Source organism: Sulfitobacter sp. AS92, assembly GCF_038900015.1.
In the GTDB taxonomy this organism is placed as follows: Bacteria; Pseudomonadota; Alphaproteobacteria; order Rhodobacterales; family Rhodobacteraceae; genus Sulfitobacter.
This window is the reverse complement of the sequence record NZ_JBBMQL010000027.1, coordinates 1-5702: the sequence shown is the minus strand read 5'-3', so window position 1 is coordinate 5702 and position 5702 is coordinate 1. Positions and strand designations below refer to the sequence as shown.

6 protein-coding genes and 1 pseudogene are annotated in these 5702 nt (G+C 55.8%); 6 read left to right on the top strand and 1 reads right to left on the bottom strand.

Features of this window, described 5'->3' with window-relative positions; translation table 11 throughout:
* The 5 genes and pseudogenes from WNY61_RS20145 to WNY61_RS20125 form a co-directional block, all read left to right on the top strand.
* Window positions 1-1216: pseudogene (locus tag WNY61_RS20145) on the top strand (IS66 family transposase); the annotation flags it as partial.
* Between the two features lie 12 nt (window positions 1217-1228).
* Window positions 1229-1402 carry a hypothetical protein gene (locus tag WNY61_RS20140; RefSeq protein WP_342853227.1) on the top strand — a complete coding sequence of 58 codons (174 nt, stop codon included), beginning with the start codon at window positions 1229-1231 and terminating at the stop codon, window positions 1400-1402.
* A gap of 429 nt (window positions 1403-1831) precedes the next feature.
* Entirely contained in the window at window positions 1832-1957 is a 126-nt protein-coding gene (locus WNY61_RS20135) for a hypothetical protein (RefSeq protein WP_342853226.1), read from the top strand.
* A gap of 902 nt (window positions 1958-2859) precedes the next feature.
* The gene (locus WNY61_RS20130) at window positions 2860-3045 is read left to right on the top strand and encodes a hypothetical protein (RefSeq protein ID WP_342853225.1); all 186 of its coding nucleotides are present in this window, start codon (window positions 2860-2862) and stop codon (window positions 3043-3045) included.
* Between the two features lie 110 nt (window positions 3046-3155).
* Complete coding sequence (locus WNY61_RS20125; RefSeq protein ID WP_342853224.1) at window positions 3156-3419, top strand: hypothetical protein; 264 nt, start codon at window positions 3156-3158, stop codon at window positions 3417-3419.
* Between the two features lie 1028 nt (window positions 3420-4447).
* Here WNY61_RS20125 and WNY61_RS20120 read toward each other — a convergent pair.
* Window positions 4448-5065: a GNAT family N-acetyltransferase gene (locus WNY61_RS20120; protein ID WP_342853222.1), complete on the bottom strand. Its 618-nt coding sequence runs from the start codon at window positions 5063-5065 to the stop codon at window positions 4448-4450.
* Between the two features lie 223 nt (window positions 5066-5288).
* On the opposite strand from WNY61_RS20120, the gene WNY61_RS20115 reads away from it, so the two are divergent.
* Window positions 5289-5645: a hypothetical protein gene (locus tag WNY61_RS20115; protein WP_342853221.1), complete on the top strand. Its 357-nt coding sequence runs from the start codon at window positions 5289-5291 to the stop codon at window positions 5643-5645.
* The last annotated feature ends 57 nt before the right edge of the window (window positions 5646-5702 follow it).

The following is a 5702-nucleotide window of genomic DNA, read 5'->3' as shown; positions in this document are numbered from 1 at the left end:
GATCTGCGCGTGGTGGGCGAGGATGTCAGCGAACTGCTCGACATGATCGCCGCCCAGATGAAGGTAATCCAGATCGCCCGGATCAAGAAATCCTGTCGACGCTGCGAGCGGATGGTGCAAGAACCTGCACCCAGCCGTCCGATCCCGGGCAGCATGGCCGGGCCGAACCTCCTGGCGCATGTGCTGGTCTCGAAGTTCGACGACCATCTGCCTCTCTACCGTCAGCATGAAATCTTCGAGCGTATGAGGGCCGACATCCCCGAAAGCACACTTGTGGGCTGGTGCGGCCGCGCCATGAAGACACTATCGCCGCTGATCGAGCGGATCGATGCGGACATCCTGAGCAGCGACCTTCTGCATGCGGACGATACCCCGATCCGGGTATTGGACCGCTCCAGAAGAGACAAAGGATTGGGGAAAGGCGTGAAGCAAGGCCGAGTCTGGGCCTACGTGCGTGACCAGCGCCCGTGGGCGGGAGCCGCGCCACCTGGCGCTGTCTACCGGTTTGCCCCCAACTGGAAAGAAGAGCACGTTCTAAGCCATCTGGCCGATGCCCGCGGCATTCTGCAAGCGGACGGCTACAAAGGCTATGCCAAGCTCTACGAGCCTCATCAGATGGCTCACCGCGTTTGCACGAGGCGGCCTGTTGGGCGCACCTACGACGAGACTTCCACGACTTTTGGGCCTCAACTAAGTCCGAGATCGCGCGCGAGGCGCTCGACCGGATTGGTGAGCTCTACGATATTGAGCGCGACATCAACGGCCAGACAGCAGAGGCCCGCCTTGCAGCCCGTCAAAGGCTGAGCCGACCAAGGGTGGAGGCCTTTTTTGATTGGTCCGAACAGCAACTCCTGCGCATTCCCGGCAAGAGCGATCTGGCTAAAGCATTCCGCTATGGCCTCAGTCGAAGGGGTGCCTTCAGCCTGTTCCTCACCGATGGTCGGGTTGCAATCGACAACAACCCAGCAGAGCGGGCTCTGCGCCCGATCGGTAATGGGCGAAAGAACTGGCTCTTCGCGGGGGCCGATACAGGTGCGTAAACCCTGGCCCGCGCTATGACCATCATCGAAACAGCCAAGCTAAACGGCCTCGACCACAGGCCTATCTCGCGGACGTTCTCGACCGCATCCACGACCACAAAATCAACAAGCTGGATGAGCTGCTGCCGTGGAACTGGAAGACGTTGCTACGAGAAGCCAACAGTCAAGCCGCGTAAACTGCGGTACCAATGGCGCGGTTACGCTGCACCGCTCAAATCTCAACGCAGATTGGCGGCGATCTGATCATCTTCAGCCCGGAATTCCTGCGCGAGGACAAGACGCTGCACGACAACCTACCGCTTCGGCCCAACGGACTGTGCCATGTATCCCATCTTTATGGCACACGTGAACGACAAAGCTGAACCTGGTCATTTAGTCAGGTCAGTGGGGGCTGTTGCTCGAATTGGGGTTGGTTCAATGGTCGGGCCCCCCGCGGCTTGCGTAGCGATGACCAGATTTGGCGCCACTACCCTTTTTGCCGTAACGGGTTCTGACCAATCAGCGGCGGTTAGGGGTGGTCCTTCCTCGAAATCGAAGAATTAGAGCTGCTGCCAGCGGCCAGGTTTCTTCCCCCTTAGGGCGTCCGTTCGACGAGTTGGGGTGCTCTGATAGCCTGAAACGGAAGGGCTTTTTCCTTTAGGTGGAGGCGCCCCGGGCTGCTCACTGTGCGAGCGCCATGAGAACTGTATTCGGCAAACCGAAGATATGTATATTGTGGCTACCAGACACGTAGCTTGCAGCGCACTGACAGAGGCACTACATTGTTAGTGCGCAGCAATGCTGGAGGTCGCATGAGTAATTTGACCATAAGATTGGACCCCGATGAGAAGTCCCAGCTGAAGGCTTGGGCAAAGGTCAAAGGTGCAAGCACGACCGATTACATTAAAGCCCTTGTCGCCGCAGATACGGCGGCGTGAAGTCCACAAGAACGTGCTGCTGCTTGGTTTCGCGAAAATGAATCCGCGATCGCTGCGGAAGCAGAACAGGTCAAAAATAGCGGGGTCCCGGGCTCTCATTTGGCTTTGAACCACCCATGGCCCAATGCAGAAGTTTGACGTTTTCGAGATCGCTGGCGATCTTTACCTCGTTGTTCAAGCAGATCATCTATTGGAGCTGAACACGGTCGTCCTGGTGCCGGTCTTGCCGAGTGACACGCTTCCAACCCTAACGAAGCTTACCGTGGATGTGACGATTGCCGGAAGCTCTTTTCGTGTCCGTACCCACATGCCTCTCACAGTACAGGCGGATCGATTACGGCACCTCCGCCCGGTGCATCAGCTCTCTGCGGAGGAGGGGCATCGCGTTATGGATGGCCTTTACGCTATTCTTTGGGGACTCTAGGCAGCAGCCGAACCCGCATGGTGGATATTTCGAAAGTTTTCGGATTAAGAGCTGTTGCCCGGGTGCTATTAGAGCTTGCGGTTTGCGCGCGGGGGCGGTGAATGGCCCAGGGGACCTTTTGGCCGTATCAGGAGCGTAACAGCAATATCAGCCCTTTCGGCGATTCTTCACACTAGTCGCCAGACCTATAACCCCGTTCCCGAAGCGCCCTCGGCTCACCTTCAAGTTGCGCTACTCCAATTCCCTGGATACCTCACTTTCTGCAAGGGCGAGAAAGGCGGCGCGCCGAAGCTCAGATTCCGTGCAGCATCAGGACCATGACGAAATCATCCAATTCATAGCGCTCGTATGCTACGCCCGGCAAATGTGTGGGGCGCGGCCCAAACCCCCGATAACGCCTCATCTCGAGCGGCCCTGTTCTGAGACCAAGCAGCGGCGCAGCAGTTTACATAATGATAGGGCTGAGGCCGGCCCGTTCGTGCGCGATCGCGACCGCGAGACCTATGGCGCCAACACACAACCGATGCTCAGCCATATCAACGTCGGCACCGGAATCGATGTGTCGATCATGAAACTGGCGCAGATGGTCGCTCGGGTCACCGGCTTTAACGGACGCATTACCAATGACCCCAGCAAACCTGATGGTACCCTGCAGGCGCCATGAGAATTGCATTCGGCAATCTAAGATATGTATATTTTGGCTAACAGACTCGTGGCTTGCAGCGCACTTACAGATGCGCTACACTGTTAGTGCGCTGCAAGGCTGGAGGTCGCATGAGTAATTTGACCATTAGATTGGACCCCGATGAGAAGTCTCAGCTGAAGGCTTGGGCAAAGGTCAAAGGTGCAAGCACGACCGATTACATCAAAGCACTTGTCGCCGCAGATATGGCGGCGGGAAGTCCACAAGAACGTGCTGCTGCTTGGTTTCGCGAAAATGGATCCGCAATTGCTGCAGAAGCAGAACAGGTCAAAAATAGCGGTGTCCCGGGTGCTCATTTGGCTTTGAACCACCCATGGCCCGATGCAGAAGTTTGACGTTTTCGAGATCGCTGGCGATCTTTACCTCGTTGTTCAAGCAGATCATCTATTGGAGCTAAATACGGTCGTCCTAGTTCCGGTCTTGCCGAGTGACACGCTTCCGACCCTGACGAAGCTTACCGTGGATGTGACGATTGTCGGAAGCCCTTTTCGTGTCCGTACCCACATGCCTCTCACAGTACAGGCGGATCGATTACGGCACCTCCACCCGGTGCATCAGCTCTCTGCGGAGGAGGGGCACCGCGTTATGGATGGCCTTTACGCTATTCTTTGGGGTCTCTAGGCAGCAGCCAAACCATACATGGCGGATATTTCCAAAGATTTCGCATTAAGAGCTGTTGCCCGGGTGCTATTAGAGCTCGCGGTTTGCGCCGAAGGGGGGGTGAATGTCCCAGATGGCGTTTTGGCAGTATCAGAAGCGTAACAGCAACATCAGCCCTTTCGGCAATTCCTCACACTAATTGCCAGATCTTTAACCCCGTTCCCGAAACGGCCCTCGGCTTACCTTCAAACTGCGCAACCCGTTTTCACTTCAAGATAGGGCGCATTTCAAGCAAGAGTACGCTCCGCCGGAATATTTGACGCTTCCTTTTTTTCTCTTGATTAAGGGCCTGCCGTAGGAGCGTCAGTCGTTCGAGGGCACGATCACGGCGTTCGTATAGCCGCCTTACGCGAGAACCGGTATTCCCCATGAGCATGGTCTTCTGAGGTGGTCGTTCAGAGTTCCAAACCAGCGCCGCTGATCGCGCTTCTTGCAAGGACCGATCCGCTGCAAGAAAGCGATGATAGGCTTGTAGAACCGTCCGTCTGTGAATTCCAACATATCCGTGCATGGCTCACATCCTTTGATGCTCTCACGTAGTTAGATGTCGATGACTGTATCAGATTCTTCCTCGCAATTCACCGATAATTCTAGAATAAAATTTCCCTCTCGAGATATCCATGACCCGGCGCCTTTAAGCGGCGCAACCACCGATTAGAGGCGTATCTCGGGATGTCCCAGCAAAGCAAATCCAAGCCCAGCTTTAGCTGCTCGTATACAGATCAAGAGGCGACCGCGGGAGCCGAACCAACCCGCCCGGCGCCGAGTCATGCCACGCAAAGCCATGGCGATTGTAGAAAGCTTCCAACTCCTCTGTTCGCAGACCCTCCTCGCCAAACGGCTCGTGGTACAGCTCAATGCCAAGATCAGCATCGTCCGCGGCCTCGACCAAGACCCGGAGAATGTTATGGGCACATCCGTTGCCCCGGTATTGGGGCGCGACCCAGATGCCACCTAAGATGAACCTTTTGTTTTTTAGAGCATGCTCGATATAGGCCACGTTGTCTTGGGCATTGCGGTAATAGGTTCGCTCAGCGGTATCGCCAGTGCTGCCGCAGAGCCCTGGGACATCTATGATTTTCGCGAGAACTCTGTCATATTTTTGTTTTGCGCGGCGTTGTGAGTGCGCATCGGTTTGATCGAGTTCGGCCACTAGTTTTGGATGCCGCGTCTCACAGAAATCCCGCAGCCCATGTCGCATCGCCACAGCAACAAAGGCACGAAGTTCATGGTTAAGATGATCAATTTCGCGCTGTAGATTGCCTCGGGTGTCCGGGGTTAGGTCAATGTTAGAGCGCTCATCCTTCTCTTTCTCCCCCATGCAGTTCCTCCCGATCAGAATCTCATGAATTTGCCTTAGCCCGTGCAGAGCTTGTCTCGACACAGGACTCGGTTCCTAAAGTAAACCGCTCTTAACCTACCAAAAAGTCCGCCAAGGACGGATTGCGAAAATACGTCTTTAGATAGTACCAGTTTGAAACCGCGGGCGCACAGAGTATCTAAACGCTATGATCAGAAACCTTCTCCCTTTAACCGCCCTGCTGATGGGATCATCATTTCTCCTGTTTGCAGGAGGCGTAAACAGCCTGATCTTGCCGATCCGAGGCGAAGCCGAAGGCTTTACGGCGGCGTCGTTGGGTTTGCTGGGGACGGGCTGGGCGGTCGGCTACGTTGCGGGCTGCTTGCGCACACCGGGATTGGTGGCCCGTGTCGGACATATTCGCGCCTTTGGGGCAATGTGTGCGATTGCAGCTATTGCAGTGCTGATCTCACTTGTTCTGATCACACCATGGGTCTGGATTCCAGTACGCGCGCTTTCCGGATTCTGCTTTGCCGGGGCCGCCATGATTGTGGAAAGCTGGCTGAACGAGCGCGCAGATGCTAGGCTCAGGACCCATTGATTATCGTGGAGCCGCATGATTCACCGTCCGAAAACGGAGCGGTGATATGTCTGATCT